Genomic DNA, 25,988 nt, shown 5'->3' with positions numbered 1-25,988 from the left:
GCAAGGGTAATTGTCGACTTACGTTATATTGCCATAACGGATCTGACGGAAACAACTCGTTACCTCATTGACTCATCATACCAGTTGGCTATAGTGACGCCATACGAACAGCAGGTGAGGACTTATGACTGCGATCGCACTCTTCGGCGCCGGGGGCAAAATGGGCACCCGACTGGCCCGCAATCTGAAAGGCTCGCGGTTCGACGTGCGCCATGTCGAAGTCAGCGACGCCGGCCAGGCCAAGCTCAAGGCCGAGCTCGGGCTCGACTGCCTGCCTGTCGATCAGGCGCTTGATGGCGCCGAGGTCGTGGTTCTGGCCGTGCCGGACACAGCGATCGGTAAGGTGGCCTCCGGGATCGTCAGCAAGCTGGCGCCGGGCACCGTCGTCGTCATCCTCGATGCCGCCGCACCCTTTGCCGGCCACCTGCCAGAGCGCGCCGACATTACCTATTTCGTCACCCATCCCTGCCATCCGCCAATCTTCAACGACGAGACCGACATGGCGGCGAAGAAGGACCATTTCGGCGGGATCGCCGCCAAGCAGCACATCGTTTCGGCACTGATGCAGGGTCCGGAAGAGCATTATGCGCTGGGTGAAGAGGTGGCAAAGACGATCTGGGCGCCGGTCATGCGCTCGCATCGCGTCACCGTCGAGCAGATGGCGATCCTCGAGCCCGGCCTGTCCGAGACGGTCTGCGCCTCGCTGCTCGTCGTCATGAGCCAGGCACTGGACGAATGCGTCAAGCGCGGCGTGCCGGAACAGGCGGCGCGCGACTTTCTGCTCGGCCATATGAACGTGCTGGGCGCCGTGATCTTCAAGGAGGTCGACGGCGTCTTCTCCGATGCCTGCAACAAGGCGATCGAATTCGGCATCCCCGCGCTGATGCGCGACGACTGGAAGCGCGTCTTCGAGCCGGAGGAAATCGCCGAGAGCATCCGGCGCATCACCTGATGCGCTGATACCCACGCGGCCCCGCAGGGAGGCGGGGCCGATACAACCATCCAAAGGGAGGACACCATGAAACTGACACGTAGACTGACGCTTGCGGCGCTCGCCGGCGCGCTGGCGCTTGGAACGGCGATGCCGTCCTATGCGGCGGACCTGATCGCCATCATCACGCCGAGCCACGACAACCCCTTCTTCAAGGCCGAAGCCGTCGGCGCGGAAGCGAAGGCGAAGGAGCTCGGCTACGAGACGCTGGTGCTCGTCCATGACGACGACGCCAACAAGCAGTCGCAGCTGATCGACACCGCCATCGGCCGCGGCGCCAAGGCGATCATTCTCGACAATGCCGGGTCGGAAGCCTCGATCGCCGCCGTGCAGAAGGCCAAGGATGCCAAGATCCCGTCCTTCCTGATCGACCGCGAAATCAACGCCACCGGCATCGCCGTCTCGCAGATCGTCTCGAACAATTACCAGGGCGCCCAGCTCGGCGCCGAAGAGTTCGTGCGGCTGATGGGCGAGAAGGGCAATTATGTCGAGCTGCTTGGCCGTGAAGCCGACCTCAATGCCGGCATCCGCTCCAAGGGCTATCACGACATCATCGACGAATATCCGGACCTGAAAATGGTCGCCCAGCAGTCGGCCAATTGGAGCCAGACCGAAGGGTATTCGAAGATGGAGACCATCCTTCAGGCCAATCCTGACATTCAGGGCGTGATCGCCGGCAACGACACGATGGCCATGGGCGCGATCGCCGCGCTGCAGGCCGCCGGCCGCAAGGACGTCATCGTCGTCGGCTTCGACGGCTCCAACGATGTGCGCGACTCGATCAAGGCGGGCGGCATCAAGGCGACCGTCATGCAGCCGGCCTATGCCCAGGCCCAGCGCGCCGTCGAACAGGCCGATGCCTATATCAAGACGGGCAAGGGCCCGGCGGAAGAAAAGCAGCTGATGGATTGCGTGCTGATCACGGCCGACAATGCCGACAAGCTCGAGACCTTCGCGCTCAAGGACTGATCTTTCGCTTGAACGGTGGGACGGAGCCTGGGGCTCCGTCTCCCTTTTCCCCTCCCTCGGAGTTGACGGAATGCCGCGTTTTCCCGCCGCATCGCTGCTGCTGGCGCTTGGCCTCGCGCTCACCGGCTGCAAGATTATCAAGACGCCGACGGCGGAGGAAGCCGCGGAAGAGAAGAGCGGCGGCTTCAACCCCGATCGCCAGGCATCCGAGCTCTGGGGGCCAAAAGTCGTGCCGTACCTCACCAATCGCGCCGGCCCCTTTGCCGAGGTCGCGAGCCTCGTCGGCAGCAATCTCGATGCCGCCGCAGCGAGATACGGCCACAAGGAAAAAGAGGGCAACGCTCCCTGGACCTTCGCCGCCAAGGTTTCAGGCACCGTCGTCAAGGCCGAGACGAAATCCCGCGCCGCTTATCTCGACACGGATGTCGATGGCGACGGCAAGGCGGATGTGCGCATCCAGATCGGCCCGGTCATCAAGGGCACGGCGATCCGCGATAGTCTCGACTTCGTCAATTTCAACCAGTTCAAGAACCAGATCCAGTGGGCCGAATTCGGCAAGGCGTTCAACGCCTATGCCAATGAGACCCTGCTCCAGGCCCTGCCGCGCGAGGGGCTGGAAGGCAAGCGGATTGAGGCTGTCGGCGCTTACCCGCTGCCGACCTCCGGCCAGCTACCGCTGCTGACCCCTGTCACGATGACGATCGGCGGCTGAGATGGAAAGCGCAATATCCCCGGCGCCCGGCGCTGGAGACGACATCATCCTCCGCCTTGAAGACGTGACGAAGGTCTATTCCGGCATCGTTGCGGTCAAGCATGCCAATCTGGCGCTGCGACGCGGCGCGGTGAACGTGCTGGTCGGCGAGAATGGCGCCGGCAAGTCGACGCTGATGCGGATGATCGCCGGTGTGGAACGGCCCTCGCTCGGCCGCATTCTGCTGGACGGCGAAGAGGTCGAGTTCCATTCGCCGGCGGATGCGCAGAAACATGGCATCGGGATGGTGTTCCAGGAGCTGAACCTGTTCGGCAATCTGTCCGTCGCGGAAAACATCTTCGCCACGCGGGAGATCATCCGGGGGCTCGCCGGCATCGACCACAAGGCGCAGATCGAGAAGGCCAACCAGTTCTTGAACCGGCTCGATGCCGGCATTCATGCCGAGACCATGGTGGAGGACCTGCCGATCGGCCAGCAGCAGCTGGTCGAAATTGCCAAGGCCATCTCGCTCGATACCCGGATTCTGATCCTCGACGAGCCGACCTCTGCCCTGTCGGCCGCCGAGGTCGATATTCTCTTTAAGGTGATCGGCGAGCTCAAGGCGCAAGGGGTGGCGATCGTCTACATCTCGCACCGCCTCGAAGAGCTGATGCGGATCGGCGACACCATTACCGTGCTGCGTGACGGGCAGATCACCGGCCAGGCGCTGGTGAAGGACATCGACACGCGCTGGATCGTCCGCTCGATGATCGGTTCGGACGCCAAGGATTTCGCCAAGTCTCTTGATCATGCGGTGGGCGGGGAGGCTTTCCGCGCCGAGGACATTTCGCTCGCGCGGCGCACTGGCGGCCTGGCCGTCGATCACCTGTCGATCTCGGTGCGGGCTGGCGAAGTGCTCGGCATTTACGGGCTGATGGGGGCCGGCCGCAGCGAATTCTTCGAATGCGTCATGGGCCAGCATGCCCATTCGACTGGCCGCATCTTCATCGAGGGCAGCGAGGTCGTGGAGCGCGATACGCCTTCGCGGATCAAGCGGGGCTTGGCGCTGATCCCCGAGGATCGCCAGCGCGAGGGGCTGGTTCAGGTGCTGTCGATCGCCGCCAATCTCACTCTGGCCAGCCTCGACCGTTTCGTTCGTTTTGGCTTCCACATCACCGGCGAGCGGGAGAAGGCGGCGATCGGTCACGCGATTCGCGATCTTGCCATCAAGGCGCCGAACCCGGATTTCGACATCACCTCCATGTCCGGCGGCAACCAGCAGAAGGTGGTGATCGGCAAAGCGCTGATGACCAAGCCGAAGGTGCTGCTGATGGACGAGCCGAGCCGCGGCATCGATGTCGGCGCCAAGGCCGACGTGTTCCGCACCATGCGGCGCCTCGCCGGCGAGGGCCTCGCCATTCTCTTCTCTACCTCCGATCTCGAGGAGGTCATGGCGCTCTCCGACCGGATCGCCGTGATGAGCAATGGCCGCATCACCACCATTCTCGACCGGGCGGACGCGAGCGAAGACGCGATCGTCAAGGCTGCCTCGGTTGGCCACAAATCCACACAGTCGAGCGAGGGCAGGACGCCATGACGACGGCCACGACCACCACACCGGCAGCCGGCGCCGACAGCGGCTCCCTTCTCCTGACGCTGATGAAGCTGCGCACCTTCATCGCGCTCTTCGCCGTCATCGCCTTCTTCTCGGCCTTCGCGCCGAACTTCCTGTCGGCGGCCAATATCATCCTCATGTCCAAGCATGTGGCGCTCAATGCGTTTCTCGCCATGGGCATGACCTTCGTCATCATCACCGGCGGCATCGATCTTTCGGTCGGCTCCATCGTCGGTCTCTGCGGCATGGTGGCCGGCGGGCTGATCCTGAACGGCATCGACCTGCAGATCGGCTATACGATCTATTTCAACGTGGTCGAGGTCTGCCTGATCACGCTGGCGATCGGCATCCTGATCGGCGCCGTCAATGGGTTGCTCATTACTCGGCTGAATGTCGCGCCCTTTATCGCCACGCTCGGCACGCTCTATGTGGCGCGCGGCTTCGCGCTGCTCTCCTCCGACGGCCAGACCTTTCCGAACCTGATCGGCAAGCCGGAGCTTGCCACCACCGGCTTCGGCTTTCTGGGCTCGGGCCGCATCCTCGGCCTGCCGGTGTCGATCTGGATCCTGATCGTCGTGGCGCTGGCCGCCGCCTATTTCGCCCGCTACGTGCCGCTCGGCCGACAGATCTTCGCCGTCGGCGGCAATGAGCGCGCGGCGCGCATGTCCGGCATTCGCGTCAACCGGGTGAAGATGTTCGTCTACATGTTCTCCGGATTCTGCGCGGCGATCGTCGGCATCGTCATCTCCTCCGAGCTGATGGCCTCGCATCCCGCCACCGGCAACTCCTTCGAGCTGAATGCCATCGCCGCGGCCGTGCTCGGCGGCACCTCCATGTCAGGCGGGCGGGGCACGATCGGCGGCACGATCATCGGCGCCTTCGTCATCGGCATCCTCTCCGATGGCCTGGTGATGATGGGGGTTTCCTCCTTCTGGCAGATGGTCATCAAGGGTATCGTCATCATCGTGGCCGTGGTCGTCGACCAGGCCCAGCGCCGCCTGCAGCAGCAGGTGGCGCTCATGCAGCTTGCCAGGAAGGGATAAGTTATGGCGGAACTGAAAGGCGCGCTGATCGGCTGCGGCTTCTTCGCGGTCAACCAGATGCATGCCTGGCGCGATGTGAAGGGTGCCGAGATCGTTGCGATCTGCGACCGCGATCCCGAACGGCTGCGCATCGTCGGCGATCAGTTCGGCATTGCCCGGCGCTACCAGGATGCGAGCGCCATGCTGGCGGACGGCGGCTTCGACTTCGTCGACATCGCGACAACCGTCACCAGTCACCGCGCACTGACAGAACTGGCCGCCGCGCATCGCGTCCCGGTCATCTGCCAGAAACCCTTCGCGCCGACGCTCGCCGATGCGAAAGCCATGGTGGCGGCCTGCGGCGCGGCGGGCGTGCCGTTGATGATCCACGAAAATTTCCGTTGGCAGACGCCGATCCAGGCGGTGCGCCAGGTGCTCGACGAGGGCCGGATCGGCACGCCCTTCTGGGGCCGCTTCTCCTTCCGCTCCGGCTTCGATGTCTTCTCCGGCCAGCCTTATCTGGCAGAGGGCGCGCGCTTCATCATCGAGGATCTCGGCATCCACACGCTGGATATCGCCCGCTTTATCCTGGGCGATGTCACCGCCCTTTCCGCGCGCACCCGGCGCGTCAATCCGGCGATCAAGGGCGAAGACGTGGCGACCATCCTGCTCGACCATGAAAGTAGCGCGACCTCGATCGTCGATGTCAGCTATGCCACCAGGGCGGAGGTGGAGAGCTTCCCCGAAACCCTGATCGAGATCGACGGCACGGAAGGATCGCTGCGGCTGACGCAGGGCTACCAGCTGATCGTGACGGACCCGCGCGGCACGACGCGGCGCGATGTGTCGCCGGCCCTTCTTCCCTGGGCCGAGCGGCCCTGGCACAATATCCAGGAAAGCGTCTTCGCCATCCAGCAGCACTGGGCGGACCGGCTGGCCGCCGGCGAAGAGACATCGACCTCCGGCACCGATAATCTGAAGACTTTCGCGCTGGTGGAAGCCGCCTATGCGAGCGCCGCGTCCGGCCAGACGGTCTCGATCGGGCCGCTGCTCGCATGAGGACCGAGGCCTTTCTGCTGACCGGAACCGAGGCGCAGGAGGCCCCGGTTCGCCAGCTTCGGGCCGGGCGGCTGACGGCCGAGTTTGCCGCCGGCGCCCTGCGCGCCATCCGCTATGACGGCATCGAAGTTCTCCGTTCCATCGCCTTCCTGGTGCGCGACCGCGACTGGGGTACCTATGACCCGGCGCTCGCCGACCTTCAGATCGAGGAAGGGCCAGACGGCTTCGACGTCAGCTACAAGGCCGAATGCCACGGCCCTCAAGGCACGCGTCTCACGATAACGGCAGAGATCTCGGGCCGTGAGGGACAGATGCGCTTTGCCGGCCGGGCGGAGACCGAGACGGGTTTCGAGACCAACCGCTGCGGCTTCTGCATCCTGCATCCGATCATCGGGCTCGCCGGTGCGCCCGTGACCGTCGAGCATACGGACGGGCTCAAGGTCGACACCGTCTTGCCGGATCTGATCGCACCCTGGCAGCCCTTCAAGGACATGCGCGCCATCACGCACGCGGTCGCCCCGGGCATTGCCGCCGAATGCCGCATGGACGGCGATATCTTCGAGATGGAGGACCAGCGCAACTGGTCGGATGCTTCCTACAAGACCTATGTCCGCCCGCTTGCCTTGCCCTGGCCCTTCACGATCGCCGCCGGCGAGGTGCTGGAACAGCTGATCACGCTGACCATCACGGACAGCCGCGCCGGCGATTCGGAGCCACGCCTGGCTGAGGCCCGGAGCCTGAGGCTCGAACCTGGCGAGGCACGCGGAACCTTGCCGCGGCTGGGGCTGATCGTCACGCCGGACACGGCCGAAGCGAGCGCTGAAGCTCTTCGCAGCCGCCGCCTGCCCGCCGCCCAGTCGCTCCTCTTCCACTATGATCCGCTGGCCGGACACGATGCCCATGCGCTCGCCGCCTTCGCCGGGATTGCCGCAGTCCATGCCGGCGATACCACGCTCGAGATCGCCCTGCCCTGCCGGGACGAACCGGCGCTGGAGCTGGCGGCGATCGCGCGCGACGTGGCCGCAGCCGGGCTCAGGCTCGATGCGGTGATGGTCTCGCCGGCGGTCGATCGCCAGTCGACGCCGCCCGGCAGCACCTGGCCGGCCTGTCCGCCGCTCGAAGAGGTCTATGACGCGGCCCGCACGGCTTTTCCGACGCTCCGCCTGGCCGGCGGCATGCTCTCCTATTTCACCGAGCTCAACCGCAAGCGGGTCCCCGCCGCGCGGCTCGATCTCGTCAGCCACTGCACCAACCCGATCGTCCATGCGAGCGACGACCGCAGCGTCATGCAGACGCTGGAGGCCCTGCCCTTCATCACCCGGTCTGTCCGCAGTCTCTATCCGACCCTCCCCTACCGCATCGGCCCATCCACCATCCCCATGCGCCAGAACCCTTATGGCAGCCGGACGATGGACAATCCTAGTGGCAGCCGCATCCCGATGGCGAACCGCGATCCGCGCCATTCCGGTCTCTTCGGCGCCGCCTTCGCGCTGGGCATGGCCCTTCGCACCGTGGCCGCCGGGCTGGAGATGCTGACCCTGTCCGCCGTCGCCGGTCCCTTCGGCCTGATCGCGGGTGAAGGTGAGCCGGCGCCGGCGGGGACGTTGCGGCCGCTCGCAACGCCGCTTGCCTGGCTCGCCGAACTGGCAGGCCAGCCCTTCGAGGAGCTGTTTTCCTCCGACCCCTCCGCGCTCCTCTCCTTGCGGGTAACGCGCAAGGACGGCGTGACGATCCTCCTCGTCAACCTGACGCCGGAGGTGAAGCACATCGATGTCGCCGCGCTCGAGCTGCCACAAAACGCTGGGCTCCGACAGCTCGACAGCACGTCGATCGAGGCGGCTGCTCATGGAGAGCTCGGCGTGCAGGATCTCAACGACGCATCGCTCGATCTTCAACCCTATGCGCTCATTCGCATCGACGCCTAGTCTCTATCCTCCCCGCGTTGCTGCGCTATCTTGCCGTGCAGACCTGTGCTGGAGGAGAGAAGCCATGTCCCAACCTTTGCCGAGCCCACATCGCGCGCCGCGCGTCCCTCTGCGCTGCCTGACGCTGACCTTCGGGCTTTCCTTGCTGATGATACCGGTGGCGCAGGCCGCCTCACCGGAACCCGTCGGGGCAGAGCACGGCATGGTGGTCACCGCTCAGCATCTCGCCTCCGACATTGGCGTCGAGATCCTGAAAGCCGGCGGCAATGCGGTGGATGCGGCGGTGGCGGTCGGCTATGCGCTGGCGGTGGTCTATCCGACGGCCGGCAATATTGGCGGCGGCGGCTTTATGACCATCCGCCTCGCCGATGGACGCGCCACCTTCCTCGATTTCCGCGAGCGCGCGCCGGCCGCCTCGACCAAGACCATGTATCTCGATGCCAAGGGCGAGGTCGTCGAGGGTGCCAGCACCGACGGCTATTTGGCCGTCGGCGTGCCGGGCTCGGTCATGGGTTTCGAGGAGGCTCGGACGAAATACGGCACGATGAGCCGCGAAGCTCTGATGGCACCGGCAGTCGCGCTTGCCGAAAAGGGCTTCGTGCTCGATGCCGGCGACATTGCCTCGCTTGGCGAAGAATCTCAGAAGCTCGCCAAGGACCCAGCCGCCGCCGCGATCTTCCTGAAGGACGGCAAGGTGCCGAGGATCGGCGATCGGCTGACGCAGCCGGACCTCGCCAAAAGCCTCGCGGCCATCTCGCGCGAGGGCCCGGCCGCTTTCTACAAGGGCGAGACCGCCGATCTGATCGTCAAGGCCAGCAGCGACAAGGGCGGAATTCTGGCGAAGAGCGATTTCGAGGCCTACAAGGTCCGCGAATTGAAACCGGTCACCTGCACCTATCGCGGCTATGAGATCATCTCCTCCCCGCCGCCGAGTTCGGGTGGGGTGATCCTCTGCGAGATCCTCAACATTCTGGAGGACTATCCGCTAGCCGAGCTCGGCTATGGATCGGCCGCGACAGCCCATCGCATGATCGAGGCCATGCGCTATGCCTATGTCGACCGGAACTCCGCGCTCGGCGATCCGGACTTCGTCAAGAACCCGGTCGAGCGGCTGACCGACAAGGCCTATGCCGCCGAGATCCGCAAGAAGATCGACCTTACCAAGGCCGGTGTGTCCGAGAAGCTCACGCCGAAGGGCGCGGGCGAGAGCAAGGAGACGACCCATTATTCGATCATGGATCAGGCCGGCAATGCCGTCTCGGTCACCTATACGCTGAACGGCTCCTTCGGCGCCGGCGTCGTGGCGCCCGGCACCGGCATCCTGCTCAACAATGAAATGGACGACTTCACCGCCAAGCCGGGTTCGCCGAACCTCTATGGCCTGGTGCAGGGCGAGGCGAACGCGATCGCGCCCGGCAAGACGCCGCTTTCCTCGATGAGCCCGACCGTGGTGCTGCGCGATGGGAAGCCTTTCATGGTGATCGGCAGCCCCGGCGGCGCGCGCATCATCACCATCACGCTGGAGGCGATCCTGAACGTGGTCGATCACGGCATGACGCTGCAGGAGGCGATCGACGCGCCGCGCCTCCACCATCAATGGCTGCCGGACACGGTGGCGATCGAACCCTATGCGCTCTCGGCCGATACGCTGAAGATCCTGCGCGACATGGGCCATGAAATCGGCCCGGACAAGGGCTGGCCGATCTGGGGCCAGGCGGCCGGCATTTTGGTCGGCGGACGGAGCCTTGCCGAAATCGAGGCCGGCGGCGGCCAGCGCTATTACGGCGCCATGGACAGCCGCGCCGCCTCCGGCGCACCGAAAGGGTATTAAGCACCCCGCTCGGCCTCGCGCACTATCAACAAGGCCGGGATCCGCAATGGACCCGGCCCCGGCCAGCAATCAGCCGAGCAAGCGCGCCAATGCGTCCACTTCCGGCTGGCGGATCTCGTGCCCGCCTTCGTGCCAGAGCAGCTCGGTCTCGGCCCCCTGCCCTGTCATATAGGTCGCCAGCGCCTCGGAGAGCGGCGGCGGGCAGATCGGATCGCGCCGGCCGGCGGTGATCAGCACGCGGCGCCCGGCGAGACCCGGCTGCGGTTTCGGCCGGAAGGGGATCAGCGGATGCAGCAGGCCAGCGCGGGCGAAGAGATCCGGTTCCTCGATCAGCATGTTGGCAAGGATATTGGCGCCGTTGGAGAATCCAAAGCCATAGACCTCGCCGGCCCCGGCCTTCGCCGCCATCTCGCGGATGAAGGCGGCAAGCGCCGTTGTGGCACGGGCGAGATCCGCCATGTCGTAGACGCCCTCGCCGGTGCGGCGAAAGAAACGGGCTGCGCCATGTTCGGACACATCGCCGCGCGGCGAGAGGATGCTCGCCTGCGGCAGGAGTTCGGCTGCGAAGCCGTGGAATTGGCTCTCATTGCCACCCGTGCCATGCAGCGTCACGATCAGCGGCGCGCCGGGCGCGCCCTGCTTGAAGAGATGATGATAGGTGTGCGTGCTCATCGTCGGTCTCCCGCGCTGCCGGCCCCGCCGGCGCGCGTCTTCGAATGTGTCGAGCCGCACCCGGCTTTTCCGGATGCGGCGCTTCCCGGTTCAGTCGATCTTTTCGAGATGCTGCTCGAGGATCGGACGCAGATGCTTGTGCTGCTGCGGCAGCTTCAGCCCCTGGCCGAGTTCGGCGCGCGGCTCGTCGCGTTCGAAGCCCGGCTCGTTGGTGGCGATCTCGAACAGCACGCCGCCCGGCGTGCGGAAATAGATCGCCCAGAAGTAATCGCGGTCGATGACCGGGGTGACGTGATAGCCCGTGTCCATCAGCGCCTTGCGCACGGCCAGCTGCGTCTCGCGGTTATCGACCGCGAAGGCGACATGGTGGACCGAACCCGCACCCTGGCGGCCGTGGTCGACACCCGGCAGGGTTTCGAGATCAATGACCGTCGCGGCATCGCCCGGCACGATGAGGCGCGACACGGCACCCGCCTTGTCCTGCTGCTCGTAACCCATGAAGCGCAGGAGCTCGGCCGTGGCGCCGGAATCCTTCAGCCGCAGCGAGACGGAGTGGAAGCCGCGAATGGCGTGGTCCTCGCTGATGCCGTTGCCGCTCCAGCCAGGCCGCGCATCGTTCTCGACCTCCAACAGTGCGAAGCTCTCGCCGTCCGGCCCCTTGAAAGACAGCCGCGGCGCACCGAAGCTGGTGCCGGGTTCGATGCCCTGCACGCCCTTTTCCTGCAGCCGAGCGGCCCAGAAGGGCAGAGAGCTCTTCGGCACGGAGAAGACGGTGGTGCCGACCTCGCCGGTGCCGAAACGGCCGCGCGCGATGTGCGGGAACGGGAAGTAGGTCATGACGGAGCCGGGCGTGCCGACCTCATCGCCATAGTAGAGGTGATAGACATCCGGCGAGTCGAAATTGACCGTCTTCTTGACGCGGCGCAGGCCGAGAATGTCGGTGAAGAACTGGTTGTTGACCCGCGCATTCGCCGCCATGGAGGTGACGTGATGCAGGCCCTTGATCTGGTTCAGCATGGTCTTGTCCTTTCCGCCTTGTCAGGCTCGATGGCGTGAAGATGGGGCAGAGCGGCGTCAACCGATAGACCGGGCTTGCAGCACGCATTGTTCGACTTTTGGAAACGCTCTCGCCTCAGCGTTCACTGATATTCGCGCTGGACTACGTGGTTCGGCATCTTGTTCTTCTTCGTTGGCGACACAGTTTTCTCCTGCCCAAAGCAGCGGCGGAGACGGAAGATGGTGGACTGGCGCGGTCTCTGCCGAATTTATTTGACGGAAGCGGTGCTCCTGCGGTCGATCCCGGTCGGCATCGTCATCGCCGCCGGCGTCGTCGCTACGAGCTGGACCCATATCCTCCTCAGCGACCATCAGGATCTTGTCGTCCATACCTATGTGGCGATCGACACGACCAAGGATGTCCTGATCGGCCTCGTCGATGCCGAGACCGGGCAGCGCGGCTATCTGATCAGCGGCGAACGCCGCTATCTGGACCCATATGACAAGGCACTGGAGCGGCTGACGGCGATGCGCGCTGGTCTGCGCTCGCACCTTTCCGACAATGAGGACCAGCTGGCGCGCGTGCGTCAGTTGAACGGGCTGATCGACGAGAAGCTGACGGAGTTGAAGGACTCCATCGCGCTTCACGACAGCGCCGGCAGCGAGGCGGCGCGAAGGCGCGAGATCGAGAATATGGAAAAGGCGACCATGGACCAGATCCGCGTCGTGATCGGGACGATCACCGAGGCGGAGAAGGCGCTGCTCGAGGCCCGCCAGGCGGAAGTCGACCATGACGAGACGCGCATCCGCATCGTGGCGATCCTGGTCGGCCTTGCCTCCTTCCTCACCCGCGCGGCGATCGAGTTCTATCTCGCGCGGCGTGGCATCGGCCAGGAGCAGGCAGCCGCAACCCGCCGCTGACCGAAAGGGATCAGGTCCACGGCTGCAACAGCACGGCCGCGAGCGCTAGCAGCAGCGTCGGTGGCATGATGATGAAGCCGAGCTTCAGGAAGGCCCAGGCGCCGAAGGAGAGCCCCTCGCGTCTCAGCGCCGTCAGCCAGAGAATGGTGGCGAGCGAGCCGGTGACCGAGAGGTTCGGCCCGATATCGATCCCGACGAGGATCGCATCCACCACCTTGTCCGGCAGGGCGGCGGCGGTCGTGAAGGCGCCGGCCATGAGGCCCAGCGGCAGATTATTGGTGAGATTGGTGCCGAAGGCGAGCGCGGCGCCGGCGGCAAGGGCGCCGAGCTCGGGATGGGCGCTCAGCGGCGGCTGGAGCACAGCGACCAGGAGTTCGCTGAGCCCGCTCAGCTCCAGCGCCCGAACGATGACAAAAAGGCCGGCGACCAGCGCCAGCGTCGCCCAGGAGACCTCCTTGACGAGCGGCAGCGGGTTCGAGCCTTCGCCGATCGTCACGGCGAGAGCTGTGAGCAGGCCGGCCGCGAGCGTTGGCAGGCCGAGTTCGAGGCCGAGGAAGGAGGCGGTGAGCAGCACCACCGCGCCCGCGGCGAGACCGACCGCGGCAATCCGCCCGCCCCTGGAAAGCGCCGGGATCGGCACCGCGCTGTCCGCCGTGCCGCTGAGCTCTGCGCGCTGCGTCCAGCGCAGCAGCAGGTAGGTGCCGAGAATGGCGGCGACCGATGGCAGCGCGAAGCGGGCAAGCCAGGGCCCAAGCGCCGGCAGATCCTCGCCGAAGACCACCAGATTGGCCGGGTTCGAGATCGGCAGCACGAAGGAGGCGGCATTGGCGACGAAGGCGCAGACCAGCAGATAGGGGATCGGCGTCGAGACCTTGGCGGCGCGCGCCACGGCGATGACCGCCGGGGTCAGAACCACGGCTGTCGCATCGTTCGACAGGAAGATCGTGACCAGCGTGCCCATCAGATAGACGAGGGCGAAGAGACGCTGCGGCGATCCCCGCGCCGCGCGGGCCGCATGGGCGGCGAGATAATCGAACAGCCCCTCGCGCCGTGCCGTCTCGGCGAGCAGCATCATGCCGGCCAGGAAGAGATAGACGTCGAGGCCGGAGAGCACGCCGGTCATCGCCTCGGCCAGCGGCAGCAGACCGATCAGGACCAGGAGCGCCGCGCCGGCGACGGCGAAGATCCATTCCGGCCAGCGGAAGGGACGGAAGATGACGCCGAGAACGGTGAGGGCGCTGAGCACCCATGTCGCAAGATGTGCGCTAAACAACATAGACTGGCCTTGGAAAAAGCGGGAGGCGGCAAAGCCGCTCTATGCCCGAGAACGCGCCGCCCGTCGACCGGGCCCTCCGCAAGCCCGGTCTGACAAAAAATCAGGCCGGGCTTCGGTAAGCGAGTGCTCAATCGCCGGAGCAGGCGGCGGCGACCTTGGGGCTGGAGACGAGCCAGATGACGAGGCCGCAGACCGCAAAACCGGCGAGCACGAGATAGGCGGCGGAGAAGCCGTAGCGCGCGACGATCATGCCGGCGATGGCGGGGCTGAGCGAGGCGCCGATGCCCTGCACCGTCATGACAGCGCCAAGCCCGGCATTGATATGGCCGCTGCCGCGCAGCATGCGGGCGACGAGGCCTGGCACCGCCACGCCGAGCAGACCGGCCCCCACACCGTCCAGCATCTGCACCGGGATCAGCGCATAGGGGCTCGGCCAGAGGCCGGCGATCAGCCCGCGCACCGGCAGGGCGACGAGGGCCGCGACCAGAAGCAGGAAATAGCCCCGCCGCCCGGCAAAACCAGCTGCCAGGAGCGCGACCGGGATCATGGTCAGCTGCGCGATGATGACGGTGGCCGCTGTGTAGGAGACGGGGTCGGAGAGGAGGTTCTGGAGGCTGGTTGGCTGGGAAACGGGTTCCGCTGCCGGCCGACCGGACGTCGCCTGGCCGGGCGGCACAGCAGTCGCGCCCGAGGAAGCGGTGCCGGGCGCACCGGCGGCCTGGTTGCCTGCCGCCTGGCCGCCCCCATTTTCGCCGTTCCCCGGCTGGCTGCTTGCTGCCTGACCCTCGGCATTCCCGCCGCTTTCCGCCTGTGTCGCCACCTGCTGGCCGAGCAGCGGCAGCATGGCGCCATTGCCGAAGTGGAAGAGCATCAGCGTGGCCGCGAGGATCAGCAGCGGCGTCGACCGCCACAACACGCTGAACCCCGAGGGCGGATCGCTCTCGCCGCCCTCGCGCTTCTCGATGCCACGGGCGGCATCATGGTCGATATCCTCCGGCTTGATCATCAGCACGGCGAGGATGGAGCCGGCTGCCATGGCGGTCATCAGTGCGAAGACGGCGGTCAGGCCGAATTCATAACCGAAGAAGCCGGCACCGGCAGCGGCGAAGACATTGCCGCCATGGTTCCAGGCCTCGTTGCGGCCAAGCTGTCCGGCAAGCCCCTTCTGGCCGACAAGACCGAGCGTCAGGCCGGCAATGGCCGGACCGATGGCGGCTCCGGCAATGCCGGTGGCGATTTGCGAGGCGGTGACGAAGGGGACGGTCGGCACGAAGAGAATGGCCAGCGACGCGATGATGACGAGCGCGGCGCAGAAGGCGACCATGAAGCGCTTGGCGCGCGAGGCATCGGCCAGCGCTCCGAGCGGCGTGGTCGCCAGCATGCCGGCAATACCGCCGACCGTCATGACCACGCCGATGGTGGCCGGGCTCCAGCCCTGGCCGATCAGGAAGATGCCGAGAAAGGGCCCGAGCCCATCCCGCACATCCGCCAGGAAAAAATTGACCGCGCTCAAGGCTCGGACGGAGCGCGAACGGCGCTCCGCCGGGACCGGAGCAACTTGCGCCGCCACAGTGCTCATAACCATTCCTTGAAAAGAAACTGACCGCCAAACCATACAGAGGAAAACCGGCACTCAACGCATCGCTGATTCAAAGGTTTCTCCATAAGCGGGCAATATTTTTGTCGGCGCTTACGCGGCGGTTTCGACCGCTCGTCCGTAAAGCGCTGTAAGCCGGCCGGCATTGGCGCAGGTCGCTGGCCGTGAGCGTCTGGAGGCCGGGCACATGGGAGGCAAAAGCATTCAGGCGGCCTGTACCGCCTTGATCTTCTCGGGACCACCGACGATGCCGGCGAAATCCTGCCAGACGCCCTGCGCACCCTGCTGCCATGCGGCAAGATTTTCAGGCTTGAGCACCGCGCCGCCGTGGGCCTTCGCCTCCTCGACCGAGCGCGCTTCATCGGCGACGATCAGGGCGTTGAAGGCTGCTGCTCCCTCGCGCGTGGCCTCGGTGAAAACCATCTTCTGCGCGTCGCTCAATCCTGACCAGAAGCTCTGGGCGTAGAAGATCACGCCGGAGGCCCAGATATGGCCGGTCTCGGTGAGATAGGGCACGACCTCGTAGAGCTTGAAGCCGGCATAGGCGGATTTCGTCAGGTCCATGGCATCAGCGACGCCGGTCGACAGGGCATTGTAGGTCTCGGTGATCGGGATGCCGACCGGCGTGCAGCCGAAGGCGCTCCAGAGCTTGGTGTGGAGCGGGCTCTGGATGACGCGGATCGTCTTGCCCTTCAGTTGCTCCGGCCGGGTGGTCGGCTCCTTAGCGAGCAGGTGGCGCGCGCCGTAGTTGATGAAACCGCCGACGGCGAAATTCTGTGCTGCGAGCTTCGCCGCCAGATCGGCGCCGATATCGCCCTCCACCGTCCGGCGGACATGGTCTGCATCGCGGAACAGGAAGGGCAGATCGAGGATCTGCAGCTCCGGCACCCAGCCGGACAGCGAGGAGACGGTGGAGAGCCCCGCCTGGATGGACCCGAGCCGCGCGCCTTCAGCCACCTGCTTCTCGCCGCCAAGCGCACCGTTCTTGACGATGTTGAACCGGAACTCGCCCGGAAGCTTTGCCTCGACCAGATCACGAATCTTCAGCCAGACCTTGGTTTCGGGCTTGTCGTCGCCCAGCAGCGAGGCGACGGTGAGCGTCGTGACACGGGCGGCCGCGGGACGGATGAGGCCGGGGGCGGCAAGGGTTGTGCCGGCGGCCGTGGCACCGGCAAGAAGCAAACGGCGGGTGAGAAGGGTCATGTCGATCTCCTGTGATCGGCGGGTCAGATGAGAAGAGCCCAGGTGCAGAGCAGCCCGAGCGAGACCAGAAGGGCGAGAAGATAGGGAAGCACGGCGCGAAACAACGCCGCCGCGGGGACGCGGGTGACGCCGCTTACCACATAGACCAGCATGCCGAGCGGCGGCGTCAGGCCGTGGATCATCAGATTGACGACAAGGATGACGCCGAAGAGGATCGGATCGATCCCGGCAGTCGTGGCGGCCGGCAGCAGGATGGGCCCGAGCAGCAGGATCGCCGCGCCGATATCGAGCACCAGCCCCACCATCAGCAGGATGAGGTTGGAGAGGAGCAGGACTGCAAGCGCGCTGCCGCCGAGAAGCGTCACGGCCTCGCCGACCAGGCCCGCGACGTCGTCGACGGCCAGAAGGAAGGCGAAGGGTCCGGCCGTGCCGATCAGCAGGCCGATCGCCGCCGCCTCGCGCGCCGCCTCTCGAAACACCGCAAGCAAACGGCCGGGGCCAAGCCGGGCGAAGAGCGCCAGGCCGAGCGTGTAGAGCGCCGCCAGTGCCGCAGCCTCCGTCGTCGTCACGATGCCGATGCGGATGCCGATGACAACGATCGCACCGAGCCCGAAGGCCGGCAGGGCGGCGAATGCGGCCCGCAGACGCTCGGGCCCGCTGGTCCGCGCTGTCGGCGCGCGATCTGCCACCGTAAAGTGGATGGCAACGGCGAGGCAGGCGGCCATGACCCCACCGGCGAAGAATCCGTCGACCAGCAGGGCGCCGACCGACAGATTGGTGGCGGCGGCGAGCAGGAGGAAGGCGATCGAAGGCGGGATGATATTGTCGAGCACCGATGTAGCGGCGATGATCGCGCCGGCCCTTGCCGGCGGCAGTCCATGGCGCACGAGTTCCGGCTGAAAGGTGGCAGCGCCGAAGGCGGCATTGGCGACCGAGGAACCGGAGGCGCCGGAGAACAGCACACTGGTGAGCAGCGTCGTCTGCGCGAGCCCCGCCCGGCGATGCCCGACCAGGCTTGCCGCAAACCGCACCAGCTGCCGGGCCGCCCCCGAGGCGGTGAGCAGTCCGCCGACCAGCAGGAAGAAGGGGATGGCAAGCAGCAGAAATTTCGACAGGCTGCTGACGGTGGTCGAGACGATGGCAGGTTCCGGCAGACTGCTGCCGAAGGCGATGGCGACATAGGCACCGGTGAGGAAGGCATGGCTAAGCGGCGCCGCAACCACCAGCCCCAGCGCGGCTGTGAGCGCGAGAAACAGGCTCGGCGGCAGGGCGCTCTCGACCGCAAGCAAGGGGATGGCGAGATAGACCACGCCGGCCAGCGCCAGCGAAAGCGCGAGGCCGGCGCCCCGGCCCTCTTCCAGCCGCCGCAGGACAAGCACGATCAGGATCAGCCCGCCACCGGCGCCCAGCAGGCCGAAACGGATCCACTCCGGCAGACCGAGCGTCGGCGAGACACCACCCAGCATCTGCATGATCTCGCCGCCACCGAACAGCAGGATCAACGCCGAAAGAAGACTGAAACCATCGGACAGCAGAGCGGCGATGCGTGCCGTTCGAGGTGGCAAAAGCCGGACGAAGACATCGAGGCGCATGGCAAGCGCGCCGCCGAGGCTGAGCGGCGCACCGAGCGAGATCAAAGCCACATGCAGCCAGATGGCAAGCTCCTCCAGGCCGATAAAGCCGGTCGAGAACAGGTAGCGGGCTGCAACCCCGGTCAGGACGAGACCGAGCAGCAAAGCGAGCACCAGCGCCGCCAGCGTCCCGAGCACGGTCTCGAGCCCGGCACGCAGCCGTGCGGCGGTCGCGGCCAAAGTGCGGGCCCGACGTTTCGGCAAAGATGCATCAAGCCTCATCACCCGTGCTCGGCCTCGATCATTGCGGTGCAGGTCCTGATAGTCAGCAAGCTGAAGTGCCGGAGACGTGGTGACGGCGAGTGCGCCCATGAGGCGCGCCCTTGTCGCGCAGGCGGCGCGCCCTTGTCGCGCAGGCGGCGCCCTTCTTCAAGCATTTCTTGAAGGAAGCCGTAGATCATCCCGACGCGCCGTTCTCCGGTTTTGGTCGCGATGGCCCATCGATCGCCGGGTCGCGGACCCTTCGCGCAAGCAGTCCGTCTGTGGAACCCTCTCGGCGACGCCAGGCTCACCCATCGATGAAGGCTGCGAGTTCATCTGGCGTGCCCTTTGGAAAAGCCTGCTTGAGGTAATCGAGAAAGGCGGAGACGCGGGCGCTGAGCAGGCGACGGGTGGGGTAGAGAGCCCAGAGCGCGATGTCCGACCCCTCCACCTCGCCCCAGAGCACCAGGCGGCCCGCTTCGAGATCCTTCGTCACCAGCGAGATCGGCAAGCGTGCCACGCCCGTTCCGGCCCGGACCGCATCCCGCACCATGACAAGCGAGGACAGCGCGAGAACCGGCTCCGTCGCGATTATCACCGGCTTGGCCTTGCGCCGCAGTCGCCAGTCTCGCCGATCCTCCAGCCTTCGCACAACGCTGCGCACAGGTGAACCGTCCCCGGGAAAGGCGATATCGGCTGCGGCCACCACGACCAGCCGATCATGCATCAGGATGCGCCCGACCAGGCTTTCATCCGGATCCGGATTGACGCGAATGACGAGATCATAGCCCTCCTCCACCATGTCCACCGGCCGGTCCTCGGTCGTCACCTCCAGCTGCACCTGCGGATGGCGAGCCTGGAAGCCGGCGGCAATGCGCCCCATGGCGGTCTGCGCGAAGAGCAGCGGCGCGCTGAGGCGAAGCCGGCCCCGAGGCTCGGCGCCGCTGGCGGCGAGACTGGCGGCCGTCTCGTCGATCGCCGCGAGCAGGATCGCGGTTCGCTCATAGAGTGCGCGCCCCTCCTCGGTGAGCTTCAGCGCACGTGCCCCGCGTTCGAAAAGACGCAGGTCGAGTGCCGCCTCCAGCTCGGAGACGCGGCGTGACAGCGTGGCCTTCGGCCGACCGGTCAGCCGCGCCGCTTTTCCGAAGCCGCCATGTCTGGCGACGAGATTGAAATCCGACAAAGCAAGCAGATCCATCGTTCCACCTGTGAGACAGCGGGTCCAAATCCGTTGTCTATCGGCTCACCTGTGAACCGAGCATAGTTGGTTCGTCAAGGCAAACCAAGCAATGAAGGAGATCATGTCATGACCATTCTCGTTACAGGCGCTACCGGCCGCGTCGGCCGCCATGTCGTTTCAGAGCTCGTCGCCCGCGGCGCCGCCGTGCGGGTCCTGACCCGCGATCCCGCCAAGGCAACGTTTCCGCAAGAGGTCGAGGTGGCACAGGGCGACCTGCTCGATGTCACCGCTCTGCGCCAGGCCATGCAGGGCGTCAGCACGCTGTTCCTGCTCAATGCCGTCACCGGAGACGAGTTCTCCCAGGCGCTGATTACGCTCAACCTGGCCAAGGAGGCCGGTATCGAGCGGTTGGTCTATCTCTCGGTGCTCAATGCCGACCACTTCGCCAATGTGCCGCATTTCGCCGTCAAGTCGGGCGCCGAGAGGATGATCGCCGCAAGCGGTTTCGGCGCCACGATCCTGCGGCCCTCCTACTTCATCGACAACGACCTGATGATCCGCGACGTCATCCTCGATCACGGCGTCTATCCGATGCCGATCGGCGCCAAGGGTGTCGCCATGGTCGATGCGCGCGATATCGCGGAACTCGCCGCCATCGAGCTGATCCGGCGTCACGATGCGCCGGCCCGCCTGGCGAGCGAGACGATCAATGTGGTCGGCCCCGATGCGCTCACCGGCGCCGATGTGGCGGCTCTCTGGTCGGAACGGCTGAGACGGACGATCCACTATGGCGGCGACGACCCGGCCCCGTTCGAGCAGGCGCTTGGCACCTTCATGCCGGTCTGGATGGCCTATGAAATGCGGCTGATGGCCGAACGCTATGTCAGCGATGGCATGCTGCCCGAGCCGGGCGATGTCGAACGCCTGACGACGCGGCTCGGCCGCCCGCTCCACAGCTATCGCGACTTCGTGGCCGCGAATGCCGCGCGCGCATGAGGCTCTCGTTACGTCGCGGAGGGGCGCCCGTCTGAGGCGCCCCTTGCCGTTTCGCCGGCAGCCTGCTCAGGCCTTCTGCTCTGCTTCGAGCCGGGCGGCCGCCGCCTCTGTCGCAGCCAGGCGCCGATCCAGCATCGGCTTCATCGCCGCCCGCACGGACTCGACCACGGCCGGATCCGCGCGTGCCGGCGAACCACTCGTGAAAGGCGGCTGCGGATCATATTCCATCTGCAGCTGGATCGCCTGGGCCCGTTCTGGCCCGAGCAGTTCGGACGCGACGGTCAAGGCGAAGTCGATACCCGAGGTGACGCCGCCGCCGGTGATGCGGTTGCGGTCCCGCACGACGCGCTCGGCCACGGGAATAGCGCCGAAGCGCGCCAGCTGCTCGCGCGAGGCCCAATGGCTGGTGGCGCGGTAACCGGTCAAGAGCCCGGCCGCGGCCAGGACCAGGGACCCGGTGCAGACGGAGGTGACGAGCCGGCAGCCCGGCGCGATCCGGCGCAGGAAGTCGAGCACGACCCGATCCTCCATCAACTCGATCTGCCCGGGGCCGCCCGGCACGCAGATCAGATCGAGCGTGTCACACTGGTCGAAAGTCGCCGTCGGCAGGATCGTCAGCCCGGTATCGGCACGAACCGGATCCAGCGTCTTCCAGAGCAGCGAGACCTCCGCGCCCGGCATGCGGAAGAAGACCTCGGCCGGACCGGTCAGGTCCAGCTGAGTGAGTTTCGGAAAGAGCATCAATCCTATACGCATCGGTCTGGTCCTGCTCGCCTCTCTCTCTGGCCCGGTCCCGGTTTTCAGGACAATACCTAGCCCGCTTGTGTCTGCCGACGACCCCGCGGCTACGACCGCGGTTCCGCCAGAAGCCCGCTCGCCAGCGCCTGGAAGGCCTGAACCGCCTTCGGCAAGGTCGCCTTCGGATCCGGCGCGGCGGCAACGAAGAGCGCGGCATTGAGCGCAGCGCCGCAGAGCAGCCGCGCGGCGGCTTCCGCATCCACCGGCTTCAGAAGCTCAAGGGTGAGAAGGCGCTCGACCGCCTCCCTGGTCACCTGCAAACAGCTGTTCTGGCTTGGCCATTGCGAGGGATCGCCGAGCACGGCGGGCCCGTCGAGCAGGACGATGCGCTGCACCTCCGGCTCCAGCGCCATTTCGATATAGGCTGCACCCTCCGCCAGCAGGCCCTGCCACTCGTCCCCTGCCGATGCCGCCCGCCGCTGTGCGCGCTCTGCCATATCGGTGTCGATCTCCTCGACCACCGCGGCGAAGAGGCCGCGCTTGTCACCGAAATTGTGATAGAGCGCGCCGCGCGTCAGCCCCGCCTCCGCCGTCAGCTCGTCCATCGAGGCTGCGGCATAGCCCTTGGTCGAAAACGCCCGCCGGGCGGCGGCAATGAGCTTCTGCCGGTTTTCCTGCATCGTTTCGAGCCGCTTGCCGGCCATCCGTGCTTCTCCTTTGACATACGTGGCGTATGTCAGTTTGACATACGCTCTGTATCCGAGTATTTACATACGAGCCGTATATCAAATTTCGGCCCGATGGCAAAGCCGTCGGCAATCAGCAGGAGACACCCCATGACCAAGCGCCAACCGATCTATCCCGCCGGCCGCCACGCCCTCTATGACGAGCACGGCTATTCACCCGCCATTCCCGCCGGCGCGTTCCTCTTCGTATCTGGCCAGGTCGGCAGCCGCGAGGACGGCACGCCCCATCCCGATTTCGAGCAGCAGGTTCGCCTCGCCTTCGAGAACCTGAAGGCCGTCCTGGCGGCGGCCGGCGCGACACTGGACGATATCGTCGACGTGACCACGTTCCACACCGATCCGAAGACCCAGTTCGACACCGTCCTCGCTGTCAAGCAGGACTATTTCCCGGAGAAGCCCTATCCGACCTGGACCGCGATCGGCGTGACCTGGCTCTCGGGTTTCGACTTCGAGATCAAGGTGATCGCCCGCCTGCCGCAGGCCGCCTGACAAGCATCACCGAGCGCCGCGCTCTTCGGCGCGGCGCTCGCGATTGAGGGTTGCGGCGATGCGGCAGTTTCGCCGCCGGCCCTGTCAGTTCCGGCGGACCGCCATAGCTAAGCGCTCGAGACTTGTCGAACGAGCCCGCGCGGCACTATGCGCTGGCTCAATCCAGGAGCGCCGCCATGTCCAGCCCCGAGCAACGCCTTGCCAACCACGTCGCCATCGTCACCGGCGCCAGCTCCGGGATCGGCATCGCCGTCGCCGAGGCGCTGGGGCGCGCTGGCGCCGCGGTGATCGTCAATTATCACTCGCAGGAGGAGCCGGCGCAGGATCTCGTCGACCGGCTCAAAAAGGCCGGCGGCCGGGCGCGCGCCATGAAGGCCGATGTTTCCAAAGAGGAAGATGTGCTCCGCCTCTTCGATGAGACGGTGCAGGCCTTCGGCCGCGTCGACGTCTTGGTCGCCAATTCCGGCGTCCAGAAGGACGCAGCGATTGCCGAGATGACGCTTGATGACTGGAATACGGTGATCGACATCAACTTGACCGGCCAGTTCCTTTGCGCCCGCGAGGCGGTGCGGCGCTTCCGTAGCCAGGACCGGCAGGGCCGCCCGGCCCGCAGTGCCGGGACGATCATCGCTATGAGTTCTGTCCATGAGGTCATTCCCTGGGCCGGCCACGTCAACTACGCCACGGCCAAGGGCGGCATCCGCATGCTGACCCGCTCGCTCGCCCAGGAAGTGGCGGCCGATGGGATCAGGGTGAACGCGATCGCGCCGGGCGCCATCCGCACGCCGATCAACAAGGAGGCCTGGGAGAGCGAGGCGGCGCTTGAGAAGCTTCTGCGCCTCATCCCCTACGGTCGCATCGGCGAGCCGGAGGATGTGGCGCGCGCCGCGGTATGGCTAGCGAGCGACGAGGCCGACTATGTGACCGGCACGACTCTCTTCGTCGATGGCGGCATGGCGCTCTATCCGGAGTTCCGCGACAATGGCTGAGCCGCCCCGCGCGATCGGCGAGCATGGCATCATCGGCGACATGGAGACGGCGGCGCTCGTCGCCTGCGACGGCACGATCGATTATCTCTGCTGGCCAGCCCTCGACAGTCCCTCCGTCTTCGCCGACCTGCTCGACCCCGGCAAGGGCGGCGCCTTCTCGATCACCCCTGCGCTTGATGATCCACGCAGCCTCCAGCTCTATCTGCCGGAGACCAATGTCCTGACCACCCGCTTCATGGCCGAGGAAGGCAGCGCGGAGATCCTCGACATCATGCCGCATCCGGATGCGCGGCCGCGGCCGAGCGAGGCGGCGCGATGCCTGATCCGTCGCGTCAGCGTGACGCGCGGCACGATCCGCTTCTCCGCCTGCTGCGCGCCGCGCTTCGACTATGCCCGCGAGACGCCGAAGCTGGCGATCGACGAAAACGGCGCCCGCTTCACCGGCAAGACCCTGATGCTGCAGCTCTTCGCCTCCGTGCCGCTTGAGGCCGACGGCGACGCAGCCAGCGCCAGCTTCACGCTCTCGGCTGGCGAGAGCGCTTGGTTCGTGCTGGGTGACGCCGACCTTACCCGGCCGGACGATGCAAAGATCCTGGAAGAAATCGCCGCCACCACCGACGCCTGGCGCCGTTGGACCGCGCAATCCTCCTATAAGGGCCGCTGGCGGGAAGACGTCATGCGCTCGGCCCTGGCGCTCAAGCTTCTCACTTCGCGCCGTCACGGCTCGATCGCCGCCGCTGCCACCTTCTCCCTGCCGGAGGCGACCGGGGCTGGGCGGAACTGGGATTACCGCGCGGTCTGGATCCGCGATGCCTCCTTCACCGTCTATGCCTTCATGCGGCTCGGCTTCATCGACGAGGCCAAGCATTTCGGACGCTGGGCCGGCGCCCGGGTCATGGCGTCGGACAGCGACCACCCGCTGCGGATCATGTATGCGATCGACGGGACGGAAGCGGCCGACGAGGACGAACTGCCGCACCTTGCCGGCTATGCCGGAAGCCGGCCGGTGCGTATCGGCAATGCCGCCCATTCGCAGAGCCAGCTCGATATTTTCGGCGAGCTGATGGACAGCGTCTACCTCACCAACAAATATGGCGAGGCAATCAGCCACAAGGGCTGGTCGCATGTGGCCGGCATCGTCGACTATGTCATCGCCAACTGGCAGAAGCCGGATGCCGGTATCTGGGAGATCCGCGCCGAGCCGCGGCATTTCCTCCACTCGCGCGTCATGTGCTGGGTGGCGCTTGACCGGGCGATCCGCCTCTCGATCAAGCGTTCCCTGCCAGCGCCGCTCGTCCGCTGGACCGAATGCCGCGATGCGATTGCCGCCGATATCTGGGAGAATTTCCGCCATCCCGAGCACGGCTATTTCGTACAGGAGCGCGGCGGAACCGAGCTCGATGCCGCCCTGCTCATGATGCCGCTCGTGCGCTTCGTCTCCTCCACCGATCCGGTCTGGCTGAAAACGCTCGACGCCATCCGCGACCAGCTCTGCGACGACGGCCTCGTCTATCGCTATCGCACCCATGACGGTCTCGACGGCGGCGAAGGGGCGTTTACCACCTGCACCTTCTGGCTGGCCGAATGTCTGGCGCGTGCCGGGCGGCTGACCGAAGCACAGCTGGTGCTGGCGAAAGGCCGGCGCTACGCCAACGCGCTCGGCCTTTACTCCGAAGAACAGGACCGACGCGGCCTCCACCTCGGCAACTTCCCCCAGGCGCTCACTCACCTGGCCTTCATCAGCGCCGCCTACTTCACCGACCGCCGCCTGGACCCCTCTCATCGACCGAACTGGCAGCCGTAAGGCTGGTGGTGCGGTGACGCTTCGCAAAGGACGGGACGGTTGGTCGACTACGGAGCGAGGATGCGACGCACGTCGATCCAGAAATGCGCACCAAGACCATGAAATGAGTAATGGTGCCCGGAGGCGGATTTGAACCACCGACACGCGGATTTTCAATCCGCTGCTCTACCAACTGAGCTATCCGGGCCTCTCTTCTCCGGCAGGGCCGGCGGGACGTGGCGTCCCTGTGAAGCGAGCGGGGTTATAACAGCTTGCTCGTCGGTGTCCAGCCGCAAAATGCGGTTTTTTGCCTGGGCCAGACCGACGGGGTGAAGATCGGGAAAAGCAAGGCCTTTGACGGGTTTGCGTGCAAGGCGTCTTATCGATTTCACCAAGCGGAGCGCTAGGCGCCGCCCCTAAAACTGCGCCGCGCCAGCCCCCCGCCGCCTCGTCGCTCAGGCAGAGGG

Annotated in this window: 22 protein-coding genes and 1 tRNA gene; 13 read left to right on the top strand and 10 right to left on the bottom strand. The window is 66.0% G+C overall.

Annotated features, from left to right (window positions below):
• Nucleotides 1-124: 124 nt before the first annotated feature.
• The 8 genes from ACLE20_RS09975 (at nt 125) to ggt (ending at nt 10,103) form a co-directional block, all read left to right on the top strand.
• Nucleotides 125-952, top strand: a complete 828-nt coding sequence (locus ACLE20_RS09975; RefSeq protein ID WP_410940119.1) for a phosphogluconate dehydrogenase C-terminal domain-containing protein — start codon at nt 125-127, stop codon at nt 950-952.
• 66 nt (nt 953-1,018) lie between these two features.
• Nucleotides 1,019-1,960 carry a D-ribose ABC transporter substrate-binding protein gene (locus ACLE20_RS09970; protein WP_410940118.1) on the top strand — a complete coding sequence of 314 codons (942 nt, stop codon included), beginning with the start codon at nt 1,019-1,021 and terminating at the stop codon, nt 1,958-1,960.
• 70 nt (nt 1,961-2,030) lie between these two features.
• Nucleotides 2,031-2,672, top strand: a complete 642-nt coding sequence (locus ACLE20_RS09965; RefSeq protein WP_410940117.1) for a DUF2291 family protein — start codon at nt 2,031-2,033, stop codon at nt 2,670-2,672.
• A gap of 1 nt (nt 2,673) precedes the next feature.
• Nucleotides 2,674-4,248, top strand: coding sequence for a sugar ABC transporter ATP-binding protein (locus tag ACLE20_RS09960; protein WP_410940116.1), 1,575 nt, complete (start codon nt 2,674-2,676; stop codon nt 4,246-4,248).
• Nucleotides 4,245-5,309, top strand: a complete 1,065-nt coding sequence (locus tag ACLE20_RS09955; protein WP_410940115.1) for an ABC transporter permease — start codon at nt 4,245-4,247, stop codon at nt 5,307-5,309. Before ACLE20_RS09960 ends, ACLE20_RS09955 begins: the two co-directional genes overlap by 4 nt.
• A 3-nt stretch (nt 5,310-5,312) precedes the next feature.
• On the top strand, nt 5,313-6,347 hold the full coding sequence (locus ACLE20_RS09950) for a Gfo/Idh/MocA family protein (RefSeq protein WP_410940114.1): 1,035 nt from the start codon (nt 5,313-5,315) through the stop codon (nt 6,345-6,347).
• Nucleotides 6,344-8,272 carry a hypothetical protein gene (locus tag ACLE20_RS09945; protein WP_410940113.1) on the top strand — a complete coding sequence of 643 codons (1,929 nt, stop codon included), beginning with the start codon at nt 6,344-6,346 and terminating at the stop codon, nt 8,270-8,272. Before ACLE20_RS09950 ends, ACLE20_RS09945 begins: the two co-directional genes overlap by 4 nt.
• 64 nt (nt 8,273-8,336) lie before the next feature.
• Nucleotides 8,337-10,103 carry a gamma-glutamyltransferase gene (gene ggt / locus ACLE20_RS09940; protein ID WP_410940112.1) on the top strand — a complete coding sequence of 589 codons (1,767 nt, stop codon included), beginning with the start codon at nt 8,337-8,339 and terminating at the stop codon, nt 10,101-10,103.
• Nucleotides 10,104-10,172: 69 nt separating this feature from the next.
• Here ggt and ACLE20_RS09935 read toward each other — a convergent pair whose 3' ends face one another.
• Nucleotides 10,173-10,775, bottom strand: a complete 603-nt coding sequence (locus ACLE20_RS09935; RefSeq protein ID WP_410940111.1) for an alpha/beta hydrolase — start codon at nt 10,773-10,775, stop codon at nt 10,173-10,175.
• Between the two features lie 90 nt (nt 10,776-10,865).
• Complete coding sequence (locus ACLE20_RS09930; RefSeq protein ID WP_410940110.1) at nt 10,866-11,792, bottom strand: VOC family protein; 927 nt, start codon at nt 11,790-11,792, stop codon at nt 10,866-10,868.
• A 219-nt stretch (nt 11,793-12,011) separates the two neighbouring features.
• Between ACLE20_RS09930 and ACLE20_RS09925 the strand changes: the two genes are divergently transcribed.
• Nucleotides 12,012-12,692, top strand: coding sequence for a CHASE3 domain-containing protein (locus ACLE20_RS09925; protein WP_410940109.1), 681 nt, complete (start codon nt 12,012-12,014; stop codon nt 12,690-12,692).
• A 10-nt stretch (nt 12,693-12,702) separates the two neighbouring features.
• On the opposite strand, the gene ACLE20_RS09920 is transcribed toward ACLE20_RS09925, so the two are convergent.
• From ACLE20_RS09920 to ACLE20_RS09900, 5 genes are all read right to left on the bottom strand, one after another.
• On the bottom strand, nt 12,703-13,968 hold the full coding sequence (locus ACLE20_RS09920) for an SLC13 family permease (protein ID WP_410940108.1): 1,266 nt from the start codon (nt 13,966-13,968) through the stop codon (nt 12,703-12,705).
• Nucleotides 13,969-14,095: 127 nt separating this feature from the next.
• Entirely contained in the window at nt 14,096-15,547 is a 1,452-nt protein-coding gene (locus ACLE20_RS09915; protein ID WP_410940107.1) for an MFS transporter, read from the bottom strand.
• A gap of 222 nt (nt 15,548-15,769) precedes the next feature.
• Entirely contained in the window at nt 15,770-16,768 is a 999-nt protein-coding gene (locus ACLE20_RS09910; RefSeq protein WP_410940106.1) for a TRAP transporter substrate-binding protein, read from the bottom strand.
• A 23-nt stretch (nt 16,769-16,791) separates the two neighbouring features.
• Nucleotides 16,792-18,621, bottom strand: coding sequence for a TRAP transporter large permease subunit (locus ACLE20_RS09905; RefSeq protein WP_410940230.1), 1,830 nt, complete (start codon nt 18,619-18,621; stop codon nt 16,792-16,794).
• Nucleotides 18,622-18,907: 286 nt separating this feature from the next.
• The gene (locus ACLE20_RS09900) at nt 18,908-19,798 is read right to left on the bottom strand and encodes a LysR family transcriptional regulator (RefSeq protein WP_410940105.1); all 891 of its coding nucleotides are present in this window, start codon (nt 19,796-19,798) and stop codon (nt 18,908-18,910) included.
• A gap of 108 nt (nt 19,799-19,906) precedes the next feature.
• Here ACLE20_RS09900 and ACLE20_RS09895 point away from each other — a divergent pair, with 108 nt between their 5' ends.
• Nucleotides 19,907-20,776 (top strand): SDR family oxidoreductase, encoded by an 870-nt coding sequence (locus tag ACLE20_RS09895; RefSeq protein WP_410940104.1) that lies wholly within the window; start codon nt 19,907-19,909, stop codon nt 20,774-20,776.
• Between the two features lie 66 nt (nt 20,777-20,842).
• Here the strand turns inward: ACLE20_RS09895 and ACLE20_RS09890 are convergent, their stop codons facing one another.
• Entirely contained in the window at nt 20,843-21,532 is a 690-nt protein-coding gene (locus ACLE20_RS09890) for a DJ-1/PfpI family protein (protein ID WP_410940103.1), read from the bottom strand.
• A gap of 89 nt (nt 21,533-21,621) precedes the next feature.
• A complete protein-coding gene (locus tag ACLE20_RS09885) occupies nt 21,622-22,218 on the bottom strand; it encodes a TetR/AcrR family transcriptional regulator (RefSeq protein WP_410940102.1) in 597 nt (198 codons plus the stop codon).
• Nucleotides 22,219-22,350: 132 nt separating this feature from the next.
• On the opposite strand from ACLE20_RS09885, the gene ACLE20_RS09880 reads away from it, so the two are divergent.
• The 3 genes from ACLE20_RS09880 to ACLE20_RS09870 all read left to right on the top strand — a co-directional run bounded on the left by ACLE20_RS09880 (nt 22,351) and on the right by ACLE20_RS09870 (nt 25,542).
• Nucleotides 22,351-22,749 (top strand): RidA family protein, encoded by a 399-nt coding sequence (locus ACLE20_RS09880; RefSeq protein ID WP_410940101.1) that lies wholly within the window; start codon nt 22,351-22,353, stop codon nt 22,747-22,749.
• Nucleotides 22,750-22,925: 176 nt separating this feature from the next.
• Entirely contained in the window at nt 22,926-23,738 is an 813-nt protein-coding gene (locus ACLE20_RS09875; RefSeq protein WP_410940100.1) for an SDR family oxidoreductase, read from the top strand.
• Complete coding sequence (locus tag ACLE20_RS09870) at nt 23,731-25,542, top strand: glycoside hydrolase family 15 protein (protein WP_410940099.1); 1,812 nt, start codon at nt 23,731-23,733, stop codon at nt 25,540-25,542. Before ACLE20_RS09875 ends, ACLE20_RS09870 begins: the two co-directional genes overlap by 8 nt.
• A 111-nt stretch (nt 25,543-25,653) precedes the next feature.
• Here ACLE20_RS09870 and ACLE20_RS09865 read toward each other — a convergent pair.
• Nucleotides 25,654-25,729 (bottom strand) — tRNA-Phe (locus ACLE20_RS09865).
• Between the last annotated feature and the right edge of the window lie 259 nt (nt 25,730-25,988).

The organism is Rhizobium sp. YIM 134829 (assembly GCF_046546455.1).
Note: the sequence above shows the minus strand (reverse complement) of the source record. Positions and strands in the feature narration are given on the sequence as shown.